We start from the raw sequence: 26,478 nt of genomic DNA, 5'->3' as shown, positions 1-26,478 counted from the left end.
CACCGAAGTCGGAACCGTTAACCGCGAGGTGTTAGTACGAGAGTACAGACAGATGTCTAGCCAGATTGCGGCGAGCGATCGGAGGTGCGGATGAGGGGGGTTGACACCGTCGTCGACGCCGTGATGGACCACAGTAAAGTGGTGATCGCGGTGATGCTCGTGGTGACCGTCGCGCTGGGCAGCGGGGCGACGATGGTCGAGCAGACCTCGTCGCTCGACCAGTTCCAAAGCGATTCACCGGAGGGCGACGCACTGGACTACGCCCAGGAGAACTTCTCGACGGGCGACGACGACACCACGACCGCGCAGGTGATCCAGCGCGACGACGACGTGTTGGACGAGGAGTCGCTGGTCGCCTTACTCGAGTACCAACAGACACTCACCGACAACGAGACCGTCAACGGGACGCTCTCGGGCGACCGGCCCACCTCGAGCATCGCGAACGTGATCGCGATCGCGTCGATCACCGCCGAGGAGGGCGAGGACGTCCAGCGGACGGCAGCCGAACTGCAGGCGCTCAACGAGAGCGTCAGCGAGGAGCGCGCGGTGATCGAGCAGCGAAACGAGACGCTGACTCGGACCGCCGGCCTGCTCCGTGCGGGGCTGACGACGCTGCGGGAGAACCCCGACGCGAGGGCCGACGCCGTCTTCGCGGACGTGCAGGCGAACACGAGCGTCGAGTTCACTGACGAGGACGCCGCGACGTTCGAGCAGGCGGCACAGCAGCTTCGGAACGCGTCCTCCGAGGAGGAGGCCCAGCAGGCGTACCGACTCGGGACGCGTGGCGTGCTCGAGGATCAGTACGCCGCGCTCCAGGAGCGTTCCCAGGCGCTCCGAGCGGACGCCGATCGCCTCCAGGATCTGGCTGACGAACTCGAGACCGAGCGCCGGGAGTACCGAAACGCCTCCAACGCGACGCTCGAGCAGCAGCAGGAGCAGATCCGCTCGATGAACGAGTCCGAGCTCAACGACACGATTCAGCTCGTTCTCGGTGCGGACGCCGGGAACAACGGCGGCGAGGGCGTGGGGACGTTCGCGTTCATGCCGACCGACTACGACCCCGGCTCGACCGAGGCCGAAGCGACGATGCTGATCGTGACGATGGAGGGCGAGGGCTCGGCGGCCCAGGGGACTGCCGGCGAGGACGTGACCGACGCCCAGCTCGCGATGCAGGAGCTCGGTGACGACGCCGACGGCGGCGAGTACCTCGTCTTCGGCGCCGGGATCATCTTCGACGAGATCAACAACTCGATGAGCGACAGCCTGCTGATCGTCGGCCCGCTGGCGATCATCTTCGTGCTGATCGCGCTCGTCGTCGCCTATCGCGACGTGCTCGACATCCTGCTGGGGCTGTTCGGCATCGGCGCGGTGCTCGCCTGGACGTTCGGCTTCATGGGCTGGACGGGGATCGCGTTCAACCAGATCTTCATCGCGGTCCCGGTGCTGTTGATCGGGCTGAGCATCGACTACGCGATCCACATCTTCATGCGCCACCGCGAGGAGCGCGAGAACGGCGGCGGGGCTGCGCCCCGCGGGTCGATGCGGACCGCGCTGGTCGGCGTCGGCATCGCGCTGATCTACGTCACGGCGACGACCGTGATCGGGTTCCTCTCGAACCTCACCAGCCCGGTGCCGCCGATCCGCGAGTTCGGCATCGTGAGCGCCGCAGGGATCACGGCCGCGCTGCTCGTGTTCGGCCTGCTGATCCCGGCGCTCAAAGTCGAGATCGACGAGTTCCTCGAAGTTCGTGGGATCGACCGACAGAAGCAAGCGTTCGGTACCGGCGGCGGCGCGTTCTCGTCGCTGCTCGCCGTCGGCGCGACCGCGGCACGGAAAAGTCCGTACCTCGTCATCGTCGCCGCGCTGCTGCTCAGCGCCGGCGGCGGATACGGCGCCACGCAGGTCGACACCTCGTTCGACCAGACCGACTTCATCGCGGAGGATCCCGACGACTGGATGAAGGAGCTCCCCGAGCCGTTCGCGCCGAGTACGTACACCGCGAAGGCGAACCTGGAGTACGTCAACGACAACTTCGTCCGACAGGACTCCCAGGCACAGATCCTGATACGCCAGAACAGTTCCGGCGCACTCACACAGGACGACGTGTTGGAACGAGTGGCCACAGCGGAGGACGAGGCCGCCGCCCAGGAGAACGTCACCCAGACGCTCTCGAACGGTGAGGCACGGATCGATAGCCCGCTGTCGGTGATGGAGTCGGTGGCCGCCGAGAACGAGTCGTTCAACGAGAGCTTCGTCGCCGCGGACACTGACGGCGACGGCGTGCCCGACCGCAACCTCGGCGCGCTGTACGACGAGCTGTACGAGGTCGCTCCGGATCGCGCCGAGAGCGTGATCCAGCGCGACGACGGCGAGTACACCGCCATGCGGATCGTCATCTCCGTCCAGGGCGGTGCCGGCGGCGACGAGGTTACTGACTCCATGCGCAGCGTCGCGGACGTGGTTCGTGGCGACGGGCTGGACGCGACTGCCACGGGCAGCGCGGTGCTGAACAAGATCGTTCAGGACCAGCTGCTCGAGACAGTCGTCGAGAGCCTGATCATCACGCTCGTGGCGACGTTCGTGTTCCTGATGATCGCCTACCGGATCACCGAGGGCAGCGCGACGCTGGGGGCGGTGACGCTGCTCCCCGTCGCGTTCAGCGTGACGTGGATCCTGGGCACGATGCATCTGCTGGAGATCCCGTTCAACGTCATCACGGGGATGATCACGAGCCTGACTGTCGGGCTGGGGGTCGCCTACAGCATCCACCTCTCCGAGCGCTACAACCAGGAGCTTGAGCGAACGGGCGAGATCTGGACGGCGATGGAGCGGGCGGTCACCGGCACCGGCGGCGCGCTGCTCGGCTCGGCGGCCACCACGGTCGGCGGCTTCGGCGTGCTGGTGTTCGCGATCCTGCCGCCGCTCCAGCAGTTCGGCCAGATCACCGGGCTCACCATCATCTACGCGTTCCTCGCGAGCGTGTTGGTGTTGCCCTCGCTGCTCGCCGTCTGGACCAAGTACGTCGGTCCCGACGACGTGTTCCCCGCGCCGGACGACGGCGACGCGCCGACGGACGCCGACGCGGCAGGCACCGTCGCCCCAGCGGGTGACGGCCCGCGAGCGGCGCGACGCCTCGACCGCCGCGTCGTCGCGCCGGGCGGCCGCGTCGCGGTGACGCTCGAAACCGCCGGCGTCGAGGGACGTGCGGTGCTGTACGAGCGCGCCGGCGAGGACCCGACCGTCGAGTCCGCCAGCCCGGAGCCGGTCCGCATGGCCGAGTCCGACGAGGTCGTCTCGGTCGCGTTCGACGGCGAGAACCCGACGCTTCGCTACACGACGGCCATCCCCGCGGACGCAGCCGACGGCGACCGGTTCGCCTTCGACGGCGCGCTGGTGGTCGACGGCGAGTACTACCCGATCGACGGCGACGAGGAGGTCGAAGTCGTGACCGACCTGTTCGAGCGCGTGACCGCCTCGGGGGCGGTCTCGAACTCCGACCTCGACGACGCCTACGGGAGCTTCGACCAGGGGACGCTGAGCGAAGGCCAGCTCAACCGCGTGAACCAGGCGTGGACCCGGGAGGAGGAGTGATGGACGACGCCGACGCCGCGGCGGGGTTGACCGAACTCGGGCTCTCGACGTACGCGGCCCGCACGTTCGTCGGTCTCCAGAAGCTGGGCGTCGCGAGCGCGAGCGAGATCGCACAGGTCGCGGACGTCCCCCGATCGCAGGTGTACGGCGCGGCCGACGAACTCGAGGAGCTGGGCCTGATCGACGTTCAGGAGGGCTCGCCGACGCGCTACCGCCCCGTCGACATCGACGAGGCGCGGGAGCTGCTGTACGACCGGCTACGGTCGACGACCGAGGCAGCGTTCGACCACCTAGAGACGGTCCGCGGCCAGCAGGCTCCGACCGACCACCGGGAGGCGATCTGGACGACAGAAGGCGGGGAGAACGTCGCCGCCCGGGTCACCTCGCTTGTCGCGGGGGCGGACGAGCGAGTGCTGTTCGCGACTAGTGACCCCACGATGCTGTCCGGCGACGTGGCCGACGCCCTCGCCGACGCCGACGCGGCTGGCGTGGACGTGACCGTCGCGAGCGCCGACGCACCCGTGCGTGAGGCCGCACGGGAGGCCGGGCTCACGGCGGTCGAGGTCGGGGACGCGACGCCCGAACTCAGCGTGGGGCGCGTGCTGCTCGTCGACGACGACACGGTGTTGCTGAGCGTACAGCCGACCGCCGAGATGCAGTCGGTCGCCGGCGAGTCGGCGTTCTGGAGCGACGGGACGGGGTTTGCCCGCGTGCTCGCCGCGGTGATCCGGGAAGCCTTCGTCTGAACCTCTGTTAGGGGTCTTCCCTCGCTTCGCCCGCGGATGCTACGTGCCGGTGTACTACCCAATCGATTGCTGTTCACGCAGCCAATCAGAGCGGTTGAGAACGATACTAACAACCGCTGTAACAGCGATTGTCGAGACAACGGCGAGCAGTCCCGTAGGGGCAGGAACAAACAGCGGGCCGAGGACACCCCCTGCAAAGGCTCCGATTAGTAGGCAGCGGACGGCACGGACTGCGGAACGAACCACGTTCACAAGACTGTATTTCCGGTTTGTATCCTTTCTCTGACTGGCTGTGTACGCACGAACTACTCGCCGGGCGTTTCAGAGACAGATCCGAACACTGAAACCGGGCTCCGGCGCCCCTCAGTCCACCCAGCGCAGCACGCTCGCCGCCCAGGTGTAGCCCGTTCCGGCGGCGAGGAACAGGACCACGTCGCCGTCCTCAACGAGCCCGCGTTCCAGCCCTTCGTCCAGGGCGAGCACCTGATCGACGCTCTGGACGTGGCCGTACTCGTCGAGGTAGTGGTGGCCGTCGCCGACGCCGAGTTCGTCGGTGAGGTAGTCGTGGAACGACCGCTTCATGTGGGTGAGCGCGACGAAGTCGATCGCCCCGCGGCTCAGTCCTGCCTCCGCGAGCGCGTCGTCGGCGACTGCGAGGAAGTTCGCCAGGCTCACCTCGCCGAGCCGTTCCTTCATGCCGTCGGGGTCGGGTACCGTCAGCGCGTGGAGCCCCGCGTCGACGGTGGCCCGGCTGGGCGGCCGTTCCGACCCGCCGGCGGGCATGATCACGTCCCGCGAGAACGAGCCGTCGGTTCTCGCGGCGTGGCCGTGGACGGTCGCCCGCGTGCGCTGGCCGGCGTCGCGTTCGAGCACGGTCGCACACGCACCCGACCCGAAGTTGAACATGAACGAGGCGTCGGTGTCCGTGTAGTCCACGAGGTCCTCCTCGCGGCTGGCGCCGACGAGCAGCGCCGTCCCCACGTCGCCGGCCTCGAGCTGTGCGGCGACCTGGCGGAACGCGATCGGCTGGCCCGCACACAGCGAGTAGCTCTCGGTCGCGTAGGCGTCCACGGCGCCGATGCGGTCGGCGATGTCGGCGGCGGCCGACCAGACGACGTGGTCCTTGTACTCCGAGCCGTGGTACAGTACCAGATCGACAGTTTCGGCGTCGACCCCCGCGTCGTCGAGCGCGTCGCGGGCCGCGGTGACCCCCATGTCGGTGACGTGGTCGTCGTCGGGCGGGCAGACGTGTTTCTCGGTGACGCCCATCTTCTCGACGACCACGTCCTCGGGGATGCCCGAGCGGTCGGCGATCGCCTCGCCGGTGATCGTTTCCTGCGGTACGTAGCGGCCGTAGCCGGTGAGTGAGACAGTCATAGCGTTGTCGTCGAAAGGGGCCTCGACCGATCAGTCGCGCCGGTAGCGGTCGAGGTAGTCGGGGAGCCGTTTCGCGACCGTGCCGCCGAGGCGGTCACGGACGGTGCCGAGCAGGCCGTTCGGCACGTACAGCACGAACAGCACGAAGATCACGCCGACGTAGAGGCTCGCGTGGCCGTTGAGGAACGTCTCGATGGCGCCGCCGACGGTGAGCCCGCCGACGAGGTCGGCCTCCATCACGCCCGCCGGGAGGTGATCCCGGAGGTACGGCAGCAGCCCCCGCCCGAGCCCCGTTTCGAGAGGAACTCCCGGACGGTCTCGTCGAACAGCCGGCCGTACAGCGGCCCGGCCAGCGTGCCGAAGCCGCCGATGATCGACGCCAGCAGCGCGTCGCCGGTGACGAGGAAGTACATCGAGTCGTCGGGGGCGACCGAGCGGCCGTACCCCCCGCTCAGCCCGCCGGCGATCGCGGCGAAGAAGCCGCTGATCGCGAACGCCGCGAGTTTGAACTGGAACGGCTCGTAGCCGACGGCCTCGGCGCGCTCCTCGTTCTCGCGGATCGCCAGCAGCACCGTGCCGAACGGCGAGTGAATCAGTCGCTGCATCGCGAGGTAGCAGACCAACACCACCAGCCCGACCATGTAGTACGACACCTCCGTCCCCGACAGCGAAACGAACAGGAACTCCACGCTGTCGCCCGCCAGTCGGCCGATCTCGAGGTTCAACGCGTCGATCCCCGGCACCCCGACGTCGAAGCCGCTGGGGTGGATATCGGTCGACACCGCGGCGCCGTCTTTCGGGTTCTCGCTCACGTAGTCCCAGCCGCGGACGAACACGTACGCGACCTGGGCGAACCCGAGGGTGATCATCGCGAAGTACACCCCGAGAGCCGGAACGAGAGCGCGCCGATCGCCAGCGCGATCACGACCGCGAGCAGCCCAGCCAGCAGCAGCATGAGCATGAACGGGGTCCCCGGCGCGAGCAGCGGCACCTGGCCGTTGGCCGCGAGCACGACGAAGTACGCGCCCGTGCCGTAGAAGATGGCGTGGCCGAAGGAGAGGTAGCCCGTGTAGCCGGAGACGAAGTCGAACGACATCGCGAACAGGCCGAAGTAGAACACCCCGACCATCGTGTCGACCCGCGGCAGCAGCGTCTCGGCCTCGGTGCCGAGCGGCGACGCCACGAGCAGCGCGTACACGAACGGGTACAGCGCCAGCGCCGCGACGACGAGCGCGTGGGCGGTGTGGTCGCGGAGGTAGCGCCGCCACCACTCGGTGCCGCTCGCGGCGGCGATGGTGTCCTCCTCGGGAACCGCCGGGTCGACCCCGTCGACGGCGTCGGAGGCGGAGTCGCTAATGGCCCCCACCTCCTCGACGCCGAACAGTCCCTGCGGCCGTACGATCAGCGTCAGCACGAGTACGAGGAAGATCATCATCTCGGGGAGACCGGTGAAGGTGATCGCGTTCTGGAACCACCACGTCATCGTCGCGTCGACCATGCCGACGAGGCCGGCGGCGACGACGGTGCCCCGGAACGTCCCGAGGCCGCCGACGATCACGACGACGAACGCGGGCAGCAGCGTCTCGTGGGCCAGCGGGAGGCTCGCCCCCCAGACGGGATCCCACATCAGCAGCATGCCGGCGACGCCGGCGATCGCGGAGCCGAGCGCGAACACGGTCGTGAACACGCGGTTCACGTCGATACCCAGCGCGGCGGTCATCTCGTCGTCCTCGCTGCCGGCCCGGACCACCATCCCGTAGCGAGTCCGCGTGAGGAACAGCCAGACGGCGCCGATGGTGATCGTCCCGAAGGCGATCTGGAACAGGTCGAGCGGCCCGACCGTGAGGCCGGCGAACTCGATGTTTTCGGCCATGAACGCGGGCTTGGTACCGAGCGCGTCGCGCCAGTCGGTGACCGGCTGGAGCCCGTAGAACGCGACGACGATGCGCGCCAGCTCGTCGAGCACGAGCGCCAGGCCGAACGTCAGCAGGATCTGGTAGATCGGCGGTCGGTCGTACAGCTGGCGGATGAGCCCGACTTCGACGGCGCCGCCCAGCGCGCCGATCGCAGCGAACACCAGCAGCGTGCCGATCAGGAAGAACAGCACGCGGGCGAGATCGCCCGTCGCGCTCCCGACCAGCACGACCATCACCAGCCCGCCGAGGTAGGCGCCGAGCATCGTGAACGAGCCGTGAGCGAAGTTCAGCACGCCCAACAGCCCGAACACCAGCGTCAGCCCGCTGGCGATCATCGCGTACAGCGCGGCCTTCGACAGCCCGTTCAGGAACACCTCCGACAGCGTTCCGGGCCGGAAGAACTCCCCGAGGGCGTCGACGAACAGCGGTGCGAGTACGCCCCCCGTCATGCCGAGAGATGCCTCCTGAGCCGTTCGGAGTCGGTCGATACCGCGTCGGCGTCGCCGCTGTCGACGACGACGCCGTGGTCCAGTACGTAGAAGCGGTCGGCCAGATCGAGCGCCATCGGGAGGTTCTGCTCGACCAGGAGGATCGTCGTCTCGCCGGCCACCGATTCGAGCGCGTCGTGGACGGCCTCGACGATCAGCGGCGCGAGCCCCTCGCTGGGTTCGTCGACCATCAGCAGGTCGTTCTCCCCCACGAGGCCGCGGGCGATCGCGAGCATCTGCTGCTGGCCGCCGGAGAGGTCGCCGGCGTCGCGGTCACGGATCTCCTCGAGGTCGGGGAACGCGTCCCAGGCGAGTTCGAGCCCCGCTTCCACGTCCGAGCCTTTCGGGACGGCGATGCGGACGTTCTCCTCGACGGTGAGCTGGCTGAACATCCGGCGGTCCTCGGGGATCCACCCGACGCCGGCCTCGGCGACCTCGTGGGTCTCCTTGCCGATCAGCTCCTCGCCCCGGTAGCGGATCGACCCCTCGCGGGGCGGGGTGAGCTGGAGGATGCTCCGCAGCGTCGTCGTCTTCCCGACGCCGTTGCGGCCCATCAGCGCGACCACTTCCCCCTCCTCGACTTCCAGGTCGACGCCTTCGAGGATGTGGCTCTCGCCGTAGTACGTCTCGACGCCGTCGAGTTCGAGCAGGCTCACGGGTCGGCCCCTCGGCGTCGCCGTCGGCGCCCGCCGTCGCCCCACTGGTCGTGGGGTCGTCCCCGCCGTCCTCGCCGTAGCCGCCGAGGTACGCCTGCTGGACTGCGGGATCGTTCTGGACGGCCGCCGGCTCGCCGTCGGCGATGACGGCGCCCTGATTCAGCACGACGATGCGGTCGGAGACGTTCATCACGATGTCCATGTTGTGTTCGACCAGCAACACCGCGTGGTCGCGGGACACGTCGGCGATCAGGTCGATGATGTCGTCGACGCTCTCGCTCGAGACGCCCGCGTTGGGCTCGTCGAGCAACAGCACGTCGGGATCGCCGGCGAGGGCGATCCCGACCTCCAGTTGGCGCTTCTCGCCGTGGGAGAGCGCGCTCGCAGGCTGCTCGGCCAGCGTGTCGAGGCCCACACGGTCGAGGATCCGGTGGGCCTCGCCGATGTGCTCCTCGAAGGCGTTGGCGTTGCGCCACCCCTTCCAGTCGTTCGGCCCCGCAGCCTGTGCGGCCACGCGGACGTTCTCCAGCACGGTCCGCTCGGGGAACACGTTCGTGATCTGGTAGGATCGGTGGACCCCCGCCTGCGCGACTTCCGCCGGGGAGGCGTCGGTGAGCGGCGCCCACTCGCCGCCCCGGCGGAGCTCGATGCTGCCGGCGCTCGGCTCGAGCGCGCCGGTCAGCAGGTCGAAAAACGTCGTCTTGCCGGCGCCGTTGGGACCGATCAGCGAACAGAGCTCCCCCTCGCGAAGCCGGAAGTCGACGCTGTCGACGGCGGTGAGCCCGCCGAAGCGTTTGGTCAGTCCGGCGGTGCGGAGCATCTAGAGCGAGCAGTTCATCCCCGGCGCGTCGGCGGGGATCGTGGTCTCGTCCTTCCCGATCGTCGCGAGCGGCTCGCCGGGCTGGATCGCGGCCTGCCAGTTGTCGCTCCACTCGTCGCTGGTGGGCGCGAGGTTGGCGACGGTCATCGCCGAGCGGGCCTGGTTGTTGTACTCCTGGAACGTGTAGCCGTCCTCGCCTTTCGGCGTGTCCGTGACGGTCATGCCGCGGAGCGCCTCGGCCACGTCCGAGCCGCTCGTCGAGCCGGCCGAGTTGACGGCCTGCACGATCGCGGAGGCGGCGGTGAACGTGCCCGAGGAGAACAGGTCGGGGACGGTGCCGTAGGCGTTCGTGTAGTCCTCGACGAACGTGCTGTTGATCTCGTTGTCGTACTGGTTCCAGTGGTACCGCGTCGTGAACGGGCCGAGCCCGGAGTTGTCGATCTTCTCCTGGGTCAGGGGCTCGCCCAGCGCCTGCTGGAGCGTCTGCCCCACGACGGCGTTGGTGATCCGGGTCGCGAGGCCGCCGAACACCGAGTAGCTGTAGTCGCCTTGCAGGTAGGAGGTGAACATCGCGGGCAGCGTCGCGACGGTGAAGCCGCCGACGACGCCGTCGGCGCCGGCCTCCTCGGCGTTGTCGAGCAGGCCCTCCCACTCGCTGTACCCCTGCGGGACGAAGCGCTTGTCGAGGATCTCGACGCCGTTGTTCGACAGCACCTCCTCGTAGTTGTTGACCACCGCACGGCCGAAGGAGTAGTCGGCGCCGAAGAGGTACACCGAGGAGATGTCGGTCTCCTGGGCGACGTACTTCCCGCCCGACCGGGCGTCCATCGCGGTGTTCTCGGAGGCCCGGAACACGATGTCCGAACAGGTCCCCTCGTTCGAGGAGATACCGGCGGACGCCGCGGGCCCGGCCATGAACGGCACGTCGGCCGTGTCGACGACCGTGTCGATCACTCGCCCCGCTGCCCCGAGGACGCCGTCCCGAACAGCATGTCCACGTCCTCGTTCTCGACGAGGTCCGTCGCCGCCGACTGGGCGGTGTCCGCGTCGAACTTACTGTCCCGGACCAGCAGCTCGTACTCGGTGTCGCCGGCGGTCGCGGTGTAGGTCCCCGTGGTGGAGTCCTCGATCGGATCGGTGTCGCCCTTGTAGGCCATGCCGGCGAAGAACCCCCAGAGTGCCTGTTTACCGTAGTAGCCGAGGTCGCCGGATACGGGCTGGAGTACGCCGATCTTCATCGATCCACCGCCGTCACCGAGTGCATCTGTACAACCTGCGAGTCCGGCGACGCCGGCCGCGCCGGTCGCTCGAAGCATTCCACGTCGGGATAGCTTTCGCGCCATATCCTTATCGTGAGACTCTCTCCCACTATGGATGGGTGGGTTAACATGTGAATAATCCGGGCGTAAGCGGCCATCCGGCGGTTACTCCAGCTCACCGAGCGCGTCGACGACCCGCTCGATCAGCTTTCGCTCGGCCCGCCGGAGGTTCTTCGAGGCGGCGGGTTTGGACACGTCGAACTCGTCGGCCAGATCGCCCAACGTCGCGTTTCGCGGGCTCTCGAAGTAGCCGCCATTCACCGCGGTTTCGAGCGTCTCGCGTTCCGTGTCGGAGAGCTCTCGGCAGCCGTCGATCAGCGTCATCGCGGCGCCGGCGTTGCTCATCAGTTCGGACACCTCCGGGATGCTGGTGTCTTCCCGGGAGAGGACGGAGAAGTCGTTGTTGCGCTCCAGCCCCGAGAGCGCGCCGTCGGCCAGGCCGTCGTTGTCGAACCCGACGTGCCACGTCTCGCGGCCGTCCTCGATGTAGAACGGGCCGGTGACGTACCCCTCGTTCTGTCGGATGGTGCGCATCGCGCTCGTCTCCTCGATCGTCGTCCGGATGCGCGCCGCGCCGTCGCGCTTGGCGAGGAGATCGAACCCCTGCATTCCCCGATGGTCACGGAGCATCGACAACCCCTCGTCGAGTTCGTAGCGGTCGGGCGCCTCCACGACCATCCGGGTCTCCAGCTCCCCCGCCGCGGGGTTGAACTCCCAGTACGACGCCGCGAAGCTCAACTCGGCATCGTCGGTCGTGTCGATGAAGGGGCAGTCGTACTGCCGCATATCGAGTGCGATATCGATCATGGGGGTTGGTACTGGACTATCATGAACGATTCGCCTAACCGGTCTTAAGCGTTTCCGTGATGGCACCCCGAACGGGTTCACACCTGAACCCGCCCTTATTGGGTGGTTCGGGAACTGCCGTTCGCTATGACCGACGACCCCATCCCGGGCGCCGACGGGCCGGAGCTCACCGCCGCGAACGTCCTCGACGTGGACGACGACCGCTACGCTGCGGATTCGGTCGCGTTGGTCACCGGTGCGGCCTCGGGGATCGGCCGCGCCACCGCGGTCGCGCTGGCGGCGAACGGCTGCACCGTCGCCGCGACCGACGTGGACGCCGACGGGCTCGCGGGAACTGTCGACCGCGCTGCCGAGATCGGCGCCGACGGGACGGTCCAGCCGGTCGAAGGGGACCTGACCGACGACGCCGACATCGAGCGGATCGTCGACGCAGCGGCCCAGCTCGGGGAGCTGCGCTTCCTGGCGAACGTCGCCGGCCTCCAGCACGTCGCCCCCATCGAGGAGTTCCCGGCCGAGCAGTACGACCTGATGCAGGCGGTGATGCTCCGCGCCCCCACGCTCCTGTCCAAGCACGCGTTCCCGCACATGCGCGAGGCGGGCGGCGGCGCCGTCGGCAACATGGCGTCGGTGCACGGCCACTACACGACGAGCGACAAGGTGGCGTACAACGTCTGTAAGTTCGGGATCCGGGGACTCACCCAGTCACTCGCCGCCGAGGGGGACGGCGACGTGCGGGCGTTCTCGGTGTCGACGGGGTACGTCTCGACGCCGCTGGTGACCGGCCAGATCCCCGACACCGCCGAACAGCGCGGGCTGACCGAGCAGGCGGTCGTCGAGGACGTGATGCTCGGCCAGTCCAGAACGAAGCGGATGATGAGCCCCGTCGAGGTGGCGAACCTGTTCGTGTTCGGCTTCTCGGAGCACGCGAAACACCTCAACGGCGGGGACCTGCTGTTCGACGGCGGGATGACGGGGACGTACGAGTAACCTCCCCCTCCCGTCTTGCCTGCCTACTCCCCGAACCGATCGTCGACCGCGCTGCGGTCGATCTTCGACGGCCCGGAGGTCGGCATCTCGTCGACGAACGCCAGCGCCTTCGGGTGTTTGAACGACGCCAGCCGGCCGTCGAGGAACTCGGTCAGCTCCGACAGTGTCAGCGACTCGTCGCCCACGACTACCGCCTTCCCGACCTCCCCCACGTCTCGTCGGGGATGGGGATCACGACCGCCTCTTCGACCTTCCTGTGGTCGGTGAGGGCGTTCTCGACGGCGGCGGGGTAGACGTTCTCGCCGCCGGAGACGAACATGTTCTTCTTCCGTCCCTCGATGTAGTAGTACCCCGCCTCGTCGACGCGCACGAGATCGCCCGTCGAGACCCAGCCGCCGTCGGCGTCGCCCGTCGGGCCGAACGTCTCCCGGGTCTCCGCCTCGTTCCCCCAGTACCGGTCGGCAGCGTGGGGCGAGGCGAGTTCGAGCTCGCCCACCTCGCCCTCTTCGACTTCCTCGCCGCTATCGTCGACGACCCGGGCGTCGACGTGCATCGCGGGCACGCCGACGCTGTCGGCTTTCTCCCGGGGCCAGCTGTCGGGCATCGTGAAGTTGTTCGGGCCGCACTCGGTGAGACCGTACCCCTGTGAGAGGTCGACGCCGCGGTCCCACCACGCCCGAAGCACCGCGTCGCGACAGGGGCCGCCGCCGGACTTGGCGAACCGCAGCGACGAGAGATCGGTGGTCTCCCAGTCGTCGTGTTCGGTCATCATCCGCAGGACGGCTGGCACGGCGACGAGCACCGACGCCCGCGTCGACTCGACCAGCCGAAGGACTTCACTGGGGTCGAACTCCCGAGCGATCACGACCGTCCCGCCCATGTGGAACAGCGGCAGCGTGAGCACGTTCCAGCCGCCGGTGTGGAACATCGGGAACACCATCGGCGTGGTGTCGTCCTCGCGCAGCCCCCACGCGGTGATCGTGTTGAAGGAGTTCCAGAGCAGGCCGCCGTGGGTCAGCACGGTCTCTTTCGGAACCCCGGTCGAGCCGCCGGTGTGGAGGAACAGCGCCGGATCGTCCATCGAGAGGTCGGCCGTCTCGACCGGCGAATCGTCGGCAGGTCGCTCCTCGAGGAGCGAGGGGTAGTCGACCGCTGCCTCCTGCTCGCCCTCGGCTGGCAGCGCGCGGACCGTCGCGTCCAGATCGACGCTGGCGAGCGCGTCGTCGACGGCCGCCACGAACGGCGCCTCGACGACCAGCAGCGCCGGGTCCACGTTCGCGAGCAGTTCGCCCAACTCCCCCGGAGCGAGTCGGTGCGACAGGGGCGCCAACACGCCGCCGGTCTTCCCGCAGGCGAAAAAGAGGTCGACCAGCGCGGGCCGGTTCCGGGAGACGACCGCCACGCGCTCGCCGTCTTCGACGCCGTGGGTCCTGAGCAGGCGGGCGGTCCGGTTCGCGCGGGCGTCGAGGTCGGCGTAGGTGAACTCCCGCCCCGTCGTGTCGTCGACGAGGCCGACGCGGTCCGGGGAGAGTTCGGCGCGCTTCCCGCTCCAGGCGCCGACCCAGTCGTACGGTCGGGCGCTGTGGCCGTGGACCGGCGAGAACGCCTCACTCGGCATGGGTATCGAGGAACGTTCGGAGTCGGTCGGTTACCGCGTCGGCCTGCTCGACGAAGAAGAGGTGTGGCCCCCCTCGAACAGTTCGAGGTCGGCGTGGGGCAGCGCCTCGGCGAGCGCGTGGGCGTTCGCCACTGGCAGCACCTCGTCGTCGGTGCCGTGCATGAGCAGCGTCGGCAGGCTGAGCTGGTCGAGTTCGTCGCTGGCGTCGAACGCCTGCACCGCGGCGGCCTGTGCATTCCGCCCGGCCTCGCTGGCGTCGGACGCCAGCCGCCAGTCGACGATATCCTCGATCAGGTCGGGGTGCTCCTCGGCGAAGCCGTCCGAGATGGCGGGCGTCATCTTGTAGCGGATCGCTTCCCGCTCGTCGGCGTCCGCCGGCACGTCGAACATGAACGCCTGCGTCTCCGGAGGTACGGGGACGGCGTCCTCGCCGCCGTGGGAGGTACAGAGCAGCACGAGCGACTCGGCGCGGTCGTACTCCAGCGCGAAGCGCTGGGCGATCATCCCGCCCATGCTGGCGCCGACGACGTGGGCCGACTCGACGCCGGCGTCGTCGAGGACGGCCGCCAGGTCGGCAGCCATCTCGGCGACCGTGTACGGCCCCTCGGGACAGTCAGAGTCCCCAGTCCCGCGGTTGTCGAAGACGATGGTGTCGTAGGACTCGGCGAGCGGCTCGCGTTGGAACTGCCACATCCACGTCCCGTAGCCCAGTCCCTCGACGAAGACGACCGTCGGCGCCGACTCCGGCCCCTCCCGGTCGTAGGAGAGCGCCACGTCGCCGTTGTGTGCGGTTGGCATACCCGAGTCGTGTTCCCCCGCGTGTATCAAGGGCCGTATTCACATGTGAACCGGGGAGGCTACGGTGTCGCCGTGAGTGGATCGAGCTATGCCTGTTGCGGCCGCCGGCGACGACGCCGAGGTACAGCGCGACGTGACGCGGGAGACTATCGAGCAGTACGCCGACCTGACCGGCGACGAGAACCGGCTCCACACCGATCCCGAGTACGCCGCCGAGGGGTTCTTCGGCGGCGTGGTCGCCCACGGGATGCTCGGGGCGGGGCTGATCAGTGCCGCGCTCGCGGCGCTGCCGGGCGACATCGTCTACCTCTCGCAGGATCTCGACTTCGCGGCGCCGGTCCGGCCGGGTGATACGGTTCGGGCGACTGCCGAGGTCGTCGAAGACGTGGGCGACGACCGCGTCCGCGTCGAGACGGTCGCGGAAGTCGTCGACGGCGACGACGCGGAGACGGTGATCGACGGCGAGGCGGTCGTGCTCTCCGTCCCGCACGAGAACTAGCGGCAGCTACCGTCGACGGAATACACGCAGTTCCGCGCCGATCAAGGCCGACGGAACGCACGCAGCCTGTCCCGGCGCATGCTCGACTCTGAGAGCAGTTGGGCGAACCCGCGACGCTCGAAGATCGCCTTCCAATCGCGGTGGTACAGCGGGAACTCGTCGTTGACGTAGGATACGTCGGCGTCCTCGCGGGCGCCCGCGCCGCGGGCGGACTCGTTTTCGACGGTGATCAGCAGGTCGTCGGCCACACGGGCCACCTCGTCGAACACTGTCTCGGCCTCGTCGGGGTGGATGTGCTGGAGCGTCTCGACGGTGTAGACGGCGTCGAACGCCCCGTCGTCGAACCCGGGGAGGATCTCGCCGGCGTCGCCGACGTGGAACGTTGCATCGGCGTCGAGCCCGGGGTACTCCGCCCGCAGTACGTCGATCGCGTCCTCGTTGATCTCGATGCCGTGGAGATCGTCGAAGCCGCCGTCGTGGAGGTGGGCGAGGTGGCGGCCGGAGCTACAGCCGATCTCCAGGACGCGGGCAGCGGGGTCGAGGAAATGGAGCAGCAGGTCGCGGATCGACTCGCTGGCCTCGTTGGGGCCCTTGTGGGCGTAGTACGTCGGGGAGAACTCGCCGGTCCGCTCGGCCCACTCCTCGCGCACGTCCTCTGGGTTCACTGTCCCCTGATCGTGGACGAGCGAGTAAAGACCCGTCGGCCCGATCCTGGCACCCGACTGGGACACCCCACCGCTGACGAGGGCGGACCGAAGGGGTTAACATCCATCGGCAGGTTTGTAGGAATGTAATGGCGACTGGTACGGTTGATTTCTTCAACGACACGGGCGGTTACGGATTCATCGAGACTGAGGACGCGGACGACGACGTGTTCTTCCACATGGAAGACGTCGGCGGTCCCGACCTGGAGGAGGGCCAGGAGGTCGAGTTCGACATCGAACAGGCCGACAAGGGCCCCCGCGCGACGAACCTGACCCGCCTGTAAGTCGGATTCGGTTCTTCGCAGCGCAGTAACTATTCGGGCGTCCGCTCCGCGGACCCCCTGAACTCACACGTTCTAGCGACGGCGCCCTCGGGCGTCGTCGCCGCAGCAACACCCTGTAGCGGTGGCTATCCGCAACCGCCTTAGGCCGCGCCGCGCAACGCCGAGCCATGCAACCACGATCGATCGCGGAGCTCTCGACGGCCGAGCGCCGGGCCTTCTTCGATCGGGACGCCGGCGTCGAAAGCGCCCGCGAGGACGTTCGCGAGATCCTGCCGCGAGTGCGCGAGGAGGGCGACGTGGCGCTCCGGGAGTTCTCCGCGGAGTTCGACGGCGTCGAAGTCGCCAACCTCGACGTGACCGCCGAGGCCGAGCGCGCGGTCGACGAGGTGGATGACGACACGCTCGATGCCATTCGGGACGCCATCGAGAACGTCCGCGCGTTCCACGAGCGCCAGCGCCCCGCGGACTGGCGCGAGGAGTTCGAGGGCCGGGAACTGGGTCGGCGGTTCCGGCCGATCGAGCGCGTCGGCGTCTACGTCCCCGGCGGCACCGCCGCCTACCCCTCCAGTGCCATCATGGGCGTCGTGCCCGCGAAAGTCGCCGGCGTCGACCACGTCGCCGTCGCGACGCCGCCCGCCGAGGAGATCAACCCCGTCACGCTGGCGGCGATCCACGAGGCCGGCGCCGACGCGGTGTACTCCGTCGGCGGCGCACAGGCCATCGGCGCGCTGGCCTACGGCACCGAGACCGTCGACGCGGTCCAGAAGATCGTCGGCCCGGGCAACCCCTGGGTCACCGCCGCGAAAGCCGAGGTCCGCGGCGAGGTCGAGATCGACTTCCTGGCCGGCCCGAGCGAAGTGTTGGTGCTCGCCGACGAGTCGGCCGCCCCCGAGTTCGTCGCCGCCGATCTGCTCGCCCAGGCCGAACACGACCCCGAGGCTAGCGTCGTCGCCGTCACCGACGACGCGGACCTGGCCGAAGCGGTCGTCGCCGAACTCGACCGCCAGGCCAGCGAGCGCGAGCGCGAGGAGATCATCCGCGAGGCCCTCGACAACGACGCCTCGGGCGTGCTGGTTGCCCGGTCGATGCCCGAGGCGGTGCTGTTCACCGAGGAGTACGCCGCCGAACACCTCTCGATTCAGGCCGACGACGACGAGGCGCTGCTCGACCGGATCGACAACGCCGGCAGCGTGTTCCTCGGCGGGTTCGCTCCCGTCGCAGCCGGCGACTACGGCACCGGCACGAACCACGTGCTCCCGACCGGCGGCGGCGCGAAGGTCCACGGCGGGCTCTCCGTCGACGAGTTCCTCCGCTCTTCGACGGTCCAGCGACTCGATCGCGACGCCCTCGACGACCTCGCGCCGACGGTCACCACGCTGGCCGACGCGGAGGGTCTGGAGGCCCACGCCGAGAGCGTTCGCGTTCGCCTGCGCGAGGACGAGGGCGACGGCTCGGCCTGATGCCCCGACCCGCCGCCCCCACGTTCGCGGACGCCTGCGAGCGGCTGCTCCGGGCGCCGGACGGCGAGCACTCGCTGTACACGACGCTCGCGCCGGTGTTCGACCGCCTGACCGACGAGGAGCGCGTCGCCGGCGACTTCGAGGCCGTCCGGGCGTTCGCTCCCGAGTCCGGCGACGCGCTCGAACTCGGCTGTGGCGTTGGCGCGCTGCTCGCCCACCTCACCGACCGCTTCGACCGCGCGCTGGGCGTCGACGCCAACAAGGACCTGCTCAGGTTCACCGCCCACCGCGCGCCGGCAGCCGCGGTCGCGACGGGCGACCCGCTGGATCCACCGACCCAGGAGACGTTCGACGCCGTCGTCGCGATGGCCGGCCCCGTGGCGCCGCCGGTCGTCGACGGGCCGGCGGCGCTGATCGAGACGGCCGCCGAGCGACTCGCGCCCGAGGGGACGTTCCTCCTGCGGGCGGTCACCGACGCAGGGGCGATCCGGGAGGCGGTCGAGTCCGTCGGCGTGCTCTCCGGCAGCGGCTACCGACTCGAGCGCTCGGTGACGGATCTCCCGACCGACGGTGGCGTCGACCTCCGGATGGGCTACCGCGCGACCGACGAGTCGAGCGGTGAGGCCGCCACGACCAGCGAGACGGTTCGCGTCCCGGTTCACGACGCCGACGCACTCCGAGCAGCCGCTGAGGCCGCCGGCCTGACCGACGTGCGACTGCTCGACGGCGAGGCGACGACGCTGCTGGTCGCCCGGAACTGACTGCTGGCTCGTCGCCGACCGCTCCTCTTGAAAAACCTCCCAACGGGGACTGCTCAGTTCCCGTCCTCGGAAGTCTCGTCGTCCGCACGCTCGTAGATCCGGACCGTCTCGATCCGGGTGCCGTCGACGCCGGTCACTTCGGCCTCGTAGCCGTCGATCGCGACGCTGTCGCCGCGTTCCGGCGCGCGATCGAGGTGGCTGAGGATCAGCCCCGCGATGGTCTCGACCGCCTCGTGGTCGAGTTCGGTTCCGAGCGCGTCGTTGACCGCCGAGAGCGTGACGCCCCCGTCGACCTCGAACTCGCCGGCGTCGCCCTGCCGGATCGAGTGCTCCCGGTCGGCGGCGTCGAACTCGTCCCGGAGGTCGCCGACGACGGCCTCGACCACGTCTTCGACGGTGGCCATCCCCTCGAAGGCGCCCCACTCGTCGATGACGGCGGCCATCTGTTGGTTGTCGGCCTGGAACTGCAACAGGAGGTCGTTGATCGTCGTCGTCTCGGGTACGACGAGCACCTCCCGAGCGAGGTCGCCGGCGGTCGTCTCCCCGTCGTGATCGGTCTCGCTCGCCCGCAGCACGTCTTTCACGTCGACGAACCCGGCAATCTGCGTGGCGTCGTCGGTCGAGACGACGGGGTAGCGGGTGTGCTCCCACTCGAAGACGGTCTCGCGCAGGTCCGAAAGCGTCGCGTCGGCGGGCACGCTGATCACGTCCGGCAGCGGCACCATCACCTCCCGGACGGCGGTGTCGTCGAGTTCGAACACGCGCTCGATCATCGCGACCTCCGCCACGTCCACGTCGCCCTCCTCGCCGGAGCGAGCCAGGACGCGCCGGATCTCTCGCTCCCCAGTGTCTCGTCGGACTCCGACGCCGGCGGGACGCCGAGCCCGCTCGTGAAGGCGTTGGCGGCGCCGTTGAACACGACGATGCCGGGGTAGAACAGCAGGTAGAACAGCTTCATCGGCGGGGCGAGCAGTAGCGAGAGGCGTTCGGTCCGGGCGATCGCGAACGTCTTGGGCGCGAGCTCGCCGAACACGACGTGGAGGAACGTGATGATCGAGAAGCCGATCGCGATCGCGACCAGGTGGACGAGCGCCGGCGGGAGCACCGAGCCGAGAACGGGCTCCAGCAGCGACGCGATGGCGGGCTCGCCGGCCCACCCCAGCCCCAGCGAGGCGAGGGTGATGCCCAACTGCGTGACGGCGAGGTAGTTGTCGAGGTCGGTCATCACGTCCTGTAGCGCCCCTGCGCCGGCACGCCCCTCGTCGGCGAGCTGTTCGACCGAGGTGGCGCGCACTCTGACGAAGGCGAACTCCGCGGCGACGAAGAAGCCGTTCAGCACGACCAGGAACAGCGCGAGGGCGAGCCGCCCGAGCGACAGCGCGAGGTCTACCATCGGGTGTCGGGGGCGGCGGTGTTCGTGTGCGACGAGTCCATACCGGCCACTGCCGCGCATCGAACAAAAAGGGTCGTGTGCGGGCGGCGTCGACGGCGGCCGGCGATACCGGGAGGGTTTTTCTCCCGCCCACCCCGTTTTCACTGTATGTATCACGTCGTCGGCGGCGGCATCGCCGGACTCGCGGCCGCGTACAGCCTCCAACAGCGCGGCCACGAGGTGGCGATCTTCGAGGGCAGCAGCGATCTCGGCGGCCTCGCCGCGAGCTACGAGACCGCGGGTGATCCGATCGAGAAGTTCTACCACCACCTTTCGAAGTCCGAAGAGACGATCGTCAAGCTCGCCGACGAACTCGGCGTCGGTAACCGGATCGAGTGGTTGATCGGGGAGAACGCCTACCACATCGAGGGGAAAACCTACCCGATGGACACGCCGTGGCAGATCCTCGCGTTCCCGCACTGGAGCGTCTACGACAAGTTCCGGCTCGGGATGCTCACGCTCGACGTGGACGTGCGTGGCGGGATTCCCTCCTTCGACACCTACGAGCGACTCGAGGATTTCGAGGACCAGTCGGCCGTCGCGTTCGCGAAAGAGCACACGACCGAGAACGTCTACGAGACGTTCTTCGAGCCCTTGCTCGACGCGAAGTTCGGCGACCGGAAGCACGACGTGAGCGCGGCGTGGCTGCTCGCCAGGATCAAGTTCCGCGGCGAGCGCGACCTGCTCCGTGGCGAGATCCTCGGCTACCCGGAGGGTGGGTTCGAGGCGCTGCTCGACCCGCTGATCGACGCAGTCGGGCGTGACACCGTCTGGACCGACACCCGCGTCACCGATCTCGGCATCGAAAACGGCGGTGTCACGACTGTGACGACCGAGACCGACGGCGAGACGACCACCCACGACACCGACGGGGTCGTGGTCGCGACGATGCCCAACGTCCTCGAAGAACTGACGGGGTACACCTGCGAGATCGACTTCCAGGGGGCGGTCTGTGCGGTGGTGACGATGGACCGGCCGCTGACGGACACCTACTGGCTCAACATCGCCGACGAGGCCCCCTTCGGCGCGCTGATCGAGCACACGAACTTCGTCCCGCCGGAACGGTACGGCGGCGACCATCTGCTCTACGTCGCTTCGTACGTCCAGAACGACGAGGAGTGGCTGGCGACGGCCGACGACGACGAGATCGAGGAGGAGTGGCTCGACGCGATCGGGGAGATGTACCCCGCGTTCGACCGCGAACACGTCGAGGAGTTCCGGCTGGCGAAGGCGCCGCGTGCGGCGCCGATCTACGAGCAGGGGTATCTCGACATGGTCGTGCCCTACGACCTGCAGAACGAGGTCGCCGACGGGCTCTACTACGCCGGGATGGCCAGCGAGGCCCAATACCCCGAGCGGAGCCTCGACGGCGGCATCGTCGCCGGGTTCGAGTGTGCAAAGCGGATCGACCGGAACGCGGAGTAGTCGCCCCGGAGTTCAAGTAGGAGAACGCGGCCAGGCCCACCGTGACCTGACCTCCCGCCGCGGCGGGCTTTGCGGGTGTGTGGCTCCGTCCGTCGCGTTCGTCGGTGTCGACCACCAACTCGAGTCACCTGTTCGCCAACCGCTCGGCGACTGCCGAGCGACGCCCGATCTCGCTCAGTCCGCCGTCTCCTGGATCTCGTCGGACCGATCGCCCCGAACGACGCCGTACTCGGTCTCGACGTACACGTCGTCGGCGAACCCCTCCGCGGCGTGGGGGTGCTCGGGATCGTCGAGTTTCGCCGGCGTCGAGGGTGCGTCGGGGATCTCACGATCTCGGAACTCCCCAGCGGGTCGTCGATGGTGATGTCGTGGGCCTCGAAGAACGCGGCGTAGCGGTCGTAGTGCTCCTCGACCTCGTCGACCGGGAACTCCATCATCTCCGTCCAGCCGTGGTTGTAGAAGTCGAAGTTCGCCTGCAGGTGGGTGATCTCGCGCGCCTCGGCCTCCGGGTAGCCGTCCGACAGCGCGGCGAGGTAGGTGGCCATCGTGCAGTCGAAAAACGCCTCCATGCGGGGCTCGCGTGCTTCGCGGGCGCCGTCCTCGGCGCGGTCGCCGAACACGCTGACGTGGAGATCGACCAGTTTCTCGTTCATCTTCTCCCCGACGACCGGCATCGTCAGCGCCTGCTTCGCCGCGAAGTGGCGAACGTTCTGGCGGAGTTTCATCGGTCGGACGTTGCAGTGCGACGGCCTTCAACCCTCCGAGAACGCGGAATGTGGGTATCGCTCCCCTACCGAAAGCCGTATGGCAACCCACATTAACTCCCACTGCCAAACTGGAGGCCATGAGCGAATCGTTCGTGATCATCGGCGATGGGGTCGCTGGGAGTTCGGCGGCGGAGACGTTACGGGAGAACGCTCCCGACGCCGACATCACGGTCATCACCGACGAGGGGGAAGCTCTCTACAACCGTATTCTGATCAAGGAGTTCGCGAAGGGGAAGCTCCCCGAAGCCCCCATCTCGATCCACGACGAGGAGTGGTACGAAGAGCGGGAGATCGACCTCCGGCTCAACACGCTTGTCGTCGACATCGACACCGACGGCCACACCGTCACGAGCCACGAGGGCGATACGTACGAGTACGACAAACTGCTGCTCGCCACCGGCGGGACGCCCACACAGCTCCCGGTGGAGAACTCCGACGCCGATGGCATCCACCACTTCTGGACGTTCGAGGACGCCCGGAAGATCAAGGAGGACGTAGAGCAGGCCGACACGGGGGTCATCGTCGGCGCGGGCCTGCTGGGCATCGACTTCGCGGCGATCTGTGGCGCACAGGACGTCGAGGCCCACTACCTGATGCGTGGGAACTCCTGGTGGCGCTACGCGCTTAGCGAGGAGGGGGCGGAGATCCTCCACGACGCGATGCGCGAGCGTGGGGTTACGCCCGTCTTCGAGTCCGGCGTCGACCACTTCGAGGTCGACGACGACGGCCACGTCGAGAGCGCCGTCGACCCCAACGGCGAGGAGTTCGACGCCGACTTCGCCGGCGTCGCTATCGGCCTGAACATCAACACCGAGATCCTCCGTGGGACGGGGATCGAACACGACGACGGCGGCATCGTCGTGGACGAGTACATGCAGACGAACCTCGACGACGTGTACGCTGCCGGCGACTGTACGAAGTTCAACGACGTGATCCTGGGCGAGCAGGCCCAGAACGGCGCGTGGGGCTCGGCCAAGGCCCAGGGCGAGACCGCGGCGAAGAACATGCTCGACTACGGTGACGAGGAGTTCCGCTGGGTCTCCTCGTACTCCATCACCCACTTCGACTTCCCGTTCCTCTCGTTCGGTCACCCGACGATGGGCGACGACAGCGTCGAGCGGAAGTACTCCGACACGGAGTGGCGCCGCCTGGCGCTCAAGGACGGCCGCATCGTCGGCGGCGTCCTGATCGGCGACCTCTCGCCCCAGTCGGCGTACAAGCAGCTGATGCGTGAGGGAACCCACGTCGGCGACGAGAAGGAGGCGCTGGTTGAGAAGTCCTTCAGCGTCGACGATCTGGAAGCCCCGGTCGCGGACGATTAATTTCGCCGGCAGGCTGTCAGCCGGCGACGACGACTGATCACTACGCCGACCACTTTTTCTCCCGACCGAGTGCCTCGTCGCGCGCTGACGACACCGAAGTCGTTTTGCGGAGACCGCCCCCAGTGCGCCTATGGACTCCGGTGGCTCCTCCGACATGACGCTCGCGTTCGAACTGGACGCGCTGAAGTCGCTCGCCGACCCCAACGCGGTGTTCAACGACGCCCGCGGGTGGACGAGCTACGTCGGCGTGGTGAGCGACAAGCCCACCTACGTCGTCACCAACTTCACGCGAAAGGAGCGCATCCGACAGGACTTCTTCTCGGGCCCCCGCGGCGTCGAGGAGAGCCTGGAGAACGTGAAACGCCAGTTCGACACCGAGCGCCACGTGTTCGTCGGCACCGACGACGAGCACCGCCAACAGGCGGAGGCGACCGGCTGGGAGTACCTCCCGCTCGACGACGCCGCCGAGGCGGCGGGCTGGGAGATGGCCGCGGATGACGACGAGACGGACCACTTCGAGGAAGGCGACCAGCGGGACGATTGGCCGTAGCCAGCCACGGCACACGAACTGGAGCGACCGTCGTGTCGCTCCATCGGGAGGCTGCCGTGGCTGTGTCGTAGCCAACCACGGCACACGAACTGGAGTGACCGTCGTGCCGCTCCATCGGGAGGCTGCCGTGGCTGTGTCGTAGCCAACCACGGCACACGAACTGGAGTGACCGTCGTGCCGCTCCATCGGGAGGCTGCCGTGGCTGTGTCGTAGCCAACATCGACACACGAACTGGAGCGACCGTCGTGTCGCTCCATCGGGACGCTCCCCTGGCCAAGAACGACCGGTGATCTCTCGCCGTAAATCGGCGCCCACGCCCGCGCGTGCGCCAGCGCGCGTGCCGCTTCCAACAACACTAATCGCTCCGGGGAACAGAGTGTTGATAATGAGTCATCAGCTTCCGGACGTGCAGGCGGACGAGCCCGACGTGACCGTGGGGCTGAGTCAGGTCGGCGTCACCGGCGTCGAGAAACTCGTCGAACTCGAGGGTGAGGACCGCCCGTACGTGCTGACCGCGGAGTTCTCGGTCTACGTCGATCTCCCCAGCCGGCGCAAGGGGATCGACATGAGCCGGAACATGGAGGTCATCGACGAGGTGCTCGAGGACGCCGTCGAGGGCGAAACTGATCGGGTCGAGGCGCTCTGTGGGGAGGCCGCGGAGCGCTTGCTGGCCAAACACGAGTACACCACCACCGCCGAAGTGCAGATGGAGGCCGAGTGGATGCTCAAGGAGGAGACACCCGCCAGCGGCCGGCCCACCCAGAGCACCGTCGACATCGTCGCCTCCGCGACCGCCACCGAGGAGGGGATCGAGGAGGAGATCGGCTGTACGGTCACGGGGATGACGGTCTGTCCCTGCTCGCAGGGGATGTCGGAGTCCCGCGCCCGCGAGACGCTGGCGGATCTGGGCGTCGACGACGAGACTGCCGAGGCGTTCCTCGACGAAGTGCCCCAGCCCGGCCACTCCCAGCGCGGGCACGCGACGCTGACAGTCACACAGGACGGCGAACCCGAGGTCGACCTGATGGACTTGATCGACATCGCGCGGGACAGCATGAGCGCCCGGATCTACAACATGGCCAAACGGCCGGACGAGGACCACATGACGTACGCGGCCCACGCGAACGCGAAGTTCGTCGAGGACTGCGTGCGATCGCTGGCCGAGGGCGTCGTCGACGCCTACCCCGGCCTCGACGACGAGGCAGTGATCTACGTGAAACAGGAGAACGACGAGTCGATCCACCAGCACGACGCCGTCGCCGAGCGTGAGGTCTCGATGGCGCGACTCCGCGAGGAGCTCTCGGCTTAATCAGTCGTCAACGGTTCCGCGTCGGCCCAGCGCGGGTCGAACGTCTCCCGCACGTCGCTGGTGAACGCCCGGTCTTTCAGATCGAGCATCGCGAACGGATCACGCGGCGTCAGGGGGTTGGGAATCTCGATACACGCTTCGACCCCGTCGATCAGGTGGAACGAGCCGCTGACCTGCTCGGTCGTCCGCACCTCGAAGGCGGGGTGGTCGGCCAGTTCCTTCTCGTAGCGTTTCAACACCGTGTTCGGTAGCGTCTCGATCAGTTCGGGGCCGAGGAGGACGTCGACCTCCGCACCGCGGTCGAGCGCGCGCTGGAGCGCCGCCGTCACTTCGTCGCCGTACTCCCCAACGTCGAACTGCGGCGTCGGCCCGCCCGCGACAGTGACGACGTGTTCGGTGGCGGTGTCGAGGCGCTCGAGCAGGAGGTCGGCGCTCTCCTCCGGGCCGACGACGGCGGTCCAGAACCCTTCCTCCGTCGGGACGCCGGCCTCGAGATCGCCCTCCAGCTCGTCGACTGCCGCCTCGTACTGGGACTCCTGCTCCGCTAACTCGTCGCGCTTAGCCTCGAGCAGACGGTCCAGCGCGGCCTCGGGCTCGACGGCGACGTACTTCTTGGGCCGGCTGGCCGCCTGGCTCCGGGCCAGGCCCCGCTGCTCGAGATCTTTCAACACGTCGTACACGCGCCCCATCGGGACGTCACTGGACTTCGAGAGATCCTTCGCCGTGCTTGGAGAGTCGTCCAAGAGCGCCCGATACGCCCGGGCTTCGTACTCCGAGAGCCCCAGATCGCGCAAGCTTGCCATGATCACGTATCACACGCTGTGACCTCAAAAACTCACCGG

16 protein-coding genes and 8 pseudogenes are annotated in these 26,478 nt (G+C 68.4%); 11 read left to right on the top strand and 13 right to left on the bottom strand.

Translation table 11 applies throughout. The annotated features are described in order from the left end of the window. The first annotated feature begins 90 nt into the window (after nucleotides 1-90). The gene (locus tag SY89_RS11995) at nucleotides 91-3,591 is read left to right on the top strand and encodes an efflux RND transporter permease subunit (protein ID WP_054584394.1); all 3,501 of its coding nucleotides are present in this window, start codon (nucleotides 91-93) and stop codon (nucleotides 3,589-3,591) included. Continuing rightward, nucleotides 3,591-4,337, top strand: coding sequence for a TrmB family transcriptional regulator (locus SY89_RS11990; RefSeq protein WP_054584393.1), 747 nt, complete (start codon nucleotides 3,591-3,593; stop codon nucleotides 4,335-4,337). Before SY89_RS11995 ends, SY89_RS11990 begins: the two co-directional genes overlap by 1 nt. Nucleotides 4,338-4,700: 363 nt before the next feature. On the opposite strand, the gene SY89_RS11985 is transcribed toward SY89_RS11990, so the two are convergent. From SY89_RS11985 to SY89_RS11955, 7 genes and pseudogenes are all read right to left on the bottom strand, one after another. Further along, on the bottom strand, nucleotides 4,701-5,714 hold the full coding sequence (locus SY89_RS11985; RefSeq protein ID WP_054584392.1) for a 3-oxoacyl-ACP synthase: 1,014 nt from the start codon (nucleotides 5,712-5,714) through the stop codon (nucleotides 4,701-4,703). 30 nt (nucleotides 5,715-5,744) lie between these two features. Continuing rightward, nucleotides 5,745-6,912, bottom strand: a pseudogene (locus SY89_RS19680) (branched-chain amino acid ABC transporter permease). A gap of 162 nt (nucleotides 6,913-7,074) precedes the next feature. Continuing rightward, nucleotides 7,075-8,079: pseudogene (locus tag SY89_RS17320) on the bottom strand (branched-chain amino acid ABC transporter permease); the annotation flags it as partial. Continuing rightward, nucleotides 8,076-8,774, bottom strand: a complete 699-nt coding sequence (locus tag SY89_RS11970) for an ABC transporter ATP-binding protein (protein ID WP_054584391.1) — start codon at nucleotides 8,772-8,774, stop codon at nucleotides 8,076-8,078. The gene SY89_RS11970 and the pseudogene SY89_RS17320, both read right to left, overlap by 4 nt. Before the next feature lie 10 nt (nucleotides 8,775-8,784). Continuing rightward, nucleotides 8,785-9,594, bottom strand: a pseudogene (locus SY89_RS16075) (ABC transporter ATP-binding protein); the annotation flags it as partial. Next, nucleotides 9,595-10,937: pseudogene (locus SY89_RS11960) on the bottom strand (ABC transporter substrate-binding protein). Nucleotides 10,938-11,018: 81 nt separating this feature from the next. After that, the gene (locus SY89_RS11955; RefSeq protein WP_054584389.1) at nucleotides 11,019-11,720 is read right to left on the bottom strand and encodes a helix-turn-helix domain-containing protein; all 702 of its coding nucleotides are present in this window, start codon (nucleotides 11,718-11,720) and stop codon (nucleotides 11,019-11,021) included. 126 nt (nucleotides 11,721-11,846) lie between these two features. Here SY89_RS11955 and SY89_RS11950 point away from each other — a divergent pair, with 126 nt between their 5' ends. Further along, entirely contained in the window at nucleotides 11,847-12,707 is an 861-nt protein-coding gene (locus SY89_RS11950; protein ID WP_054584388.1) for an SDR family oxidoreductase, read from the top strand. 23 nt (nucleotides 12,708-12,730) lie between these two features. Here the strand turns inward: SY89_RS11950 and SY89_RS11945 are convergent. Continuing rightward, nucleotides 12,731-14,325 (bottom strand): annotated as a pseudogene (locus tag SY89_RS11945) (AMP-binding protein). Next, a pseudogene (locus tag SY89_RS11940) lies at nucleotides 14,315-15,123 on the bottom strand (alpha/beta fold hydrolase). Before SY89_RS11940 ends, SY89_RS11945 begins: the two co-directional pseudogenes overlap by 11 nt. 88 nt (nucleotides 15,124-15,211) lie before the next feature. Here SY89_RS11940 and SY89_RS11935 point away from each other — a divergent pair. Further along, nucleotides 15,212-15,622 carry a MaoC family dehydratase gene (locus tag SY89_RS11935; RefSeq protein ID WP_054584387.1) on the top strand — a complete coding sequence of 137 codons (411 nt, stop codon included), beginning with the start codon at nucleotides 15,212-15,214 and terminating at the stop codon, nucleotides 15,620-15,622. 41 nt (nucleotides 15,623-15,663) lie between these two features. Here the strand turns inward: SY89_RS11935 and SY89_RS11930 are convergent, their stop codons facing one another. Continuing rightward, a complete protein-coding gene (locus SY89_RS11930) occupies nucleotides 15,664-16,287 on the bottom strand; it encodes a class I SAM-dependent methyltransferase (protein ID WP_054584386.1) in 624 nt (207 codons plus the stop codon). A gap of 128 nt (nucleotides 16,288-16,415) precedes the next feature. On the opposite strand from SY89_RS11930, the gene SY89_RS11925 reads away from it, so the two are divergent. From SY89_RS11925 to SY89_RS11915, 3 genes are all read left to right on the top strand, one after another. After that, nucleotides 16,416-16,610, top strand: coding sequence for a cold-shock protein (locus SY89_RS11925; protein WP_049980416.1), 195 nt, complete (start codon nucleotides 16,416-16,418; stop codon nucleotides 16,608-16,610). A 167-nt stretch (nucleotides 16,611-16,777) separates the two neighbouring features. Continuing rightward, complete coding sequence (hisD, locus tag SY89_RS11920) at nucleotides 16,778-18,070, top strand: histidinol dehydrogenase (RefSeq protein ID WP_054584385.1); 1,293 nt, start codon at nucleotides 16,778-16,780, stop codon at nucleotides 18,068-18,070. Beyond that, nucleotides 18,070-18,831, top strand: a complete 762-nt coding sequence (locus SY89_RS11915; RefSeq protein ID WP_054584384.1) for a class I SAM-dependent methyltransferase — start codon at nucleotides 18,070-18,072, stop codon at nucleotides 18,829-18,831. Before hisD ends, SY89_RS11915 begins: the two co-directional genes overlap by 1 nt. A 53-nt stretch (nucleotides 18,832-18,884) precedes the next feature. On the opposite strand, the pseudogene SY89_RS11910 reads toward SY89_RS11915, so the two are convergent. Then, nucleotides 18,885-20,224 (bottom strand): annotated as a pseudogene (locus SY89_RS11910) (hemolysin family protein). Nucleotides 20,225-20,371: 147 nt separating this feature from the next. On the opposite strand from SY89_RS11910, the gene SY89_RS11905 reads away from it, so the two are divergent. Then, nucleotides 20,372-21,688: an NAD(P)/FAD-dependent oxidoreductase gene (locus SY89_RS11905; RefSeq protein ID WP_054584383.1), complete on the top strand. Its 1,317-nt coding sequence runs from the start codon at nucleotides 20,372-20,374 to the stop codon at nucleotides 21,686-21,688. A gap of 174 nt (nucleotides 21,689-21,862) precedes the next feature. On the opposite strand, the pseudogene SY89_RS11900 reads toward SY89_RS11905, so the two are convergent. Next, nucleotides 21,863-22,413, bottom strand: a pseudogene (locus tag SY89_RS11900) (DUF6149 family protein). A 119-nt stretch (nucleotides 22,414-22,532) separates the two neighbouring features. Between SY89_RS11900 and SY89_RS11895 the strand changes: the two are divergent. The 3 genes from SY89_RS11895 (at nucleotide 22,533) to mptA (ending at nucleotide 25,636) form a co-directional block, all read left to right on the top strand. Then, nucleotides 22,533-23,777, top strand: a complete 1,245-nt coding sequence (locus SY89_RS11895; protein ID WP_054584381.1) for an NAD(P)/FAD-dependent oxidoreductase — start codon at nucleotides 22,533-22,535, stop codon at nucleotides 23,775-23,777. Nucleotides 23,778-23,907: 130 nt separating this feature from the next. Further along, nucleotides 23,908-24,327: a DUF7124 domain-containing protein gene (locus SY89_RS11890; RefSeq protein ID WP_054584380.1), complete on the top strand. Its 420-nt coding sequence runs from the start codon at nucleotides 23,908-23,910 to the stop codon at nucleotides 24,325-24,327. Between the two features lie 385 nt (nucleotides 24,328-24,712). Continuing rightward, a complete protein-coding gene (gene mptA, locus SY89_RS11885) occupies nucleotides 24,713-25,636 on the top strand; it encodes a GTP cyclohydrolase MptA (RefSeq protein ID WP_054584379.1) in 924 nt (307 codons plus the stop codon). Here the strand turns inward: mptA and SY89_RS11880 are convergent. Continuing rightward, on the bottom strand, nucleotides 25,633-26,439 hold the full coding sequence (locus tag SY89_RS11880; RefSeq protein WP_054584378.1) for a TrmB family transcriptional regulator: 807 nt from the start codon (nucleotides 26,437-26,439) through the stop codon (nucleotides 25,633-25,635). The two genes, mptA and SY89_RS11880, sit on opposite strands and share 4 nt — an antisense overlap. Between the last annotated feature and the right edge of the window lie 39 nt (nucleotides 26,440-26,478).

The organism is Halolamina pelagica (genome assembly GCF_001307315.1).
In the GTDB taxonomy this organism is placed as follows: domain Archaea; phylum Halobacteriota; class Halobacteria; order Halobacteriales; family Haloferacaceae; genus Halolamina; species Halolamina pelagica_B.
Note: the sequence above shows the minus strand (reverse complement) of the source record. Positions and strands in the feature narration are given on the sequence as shown.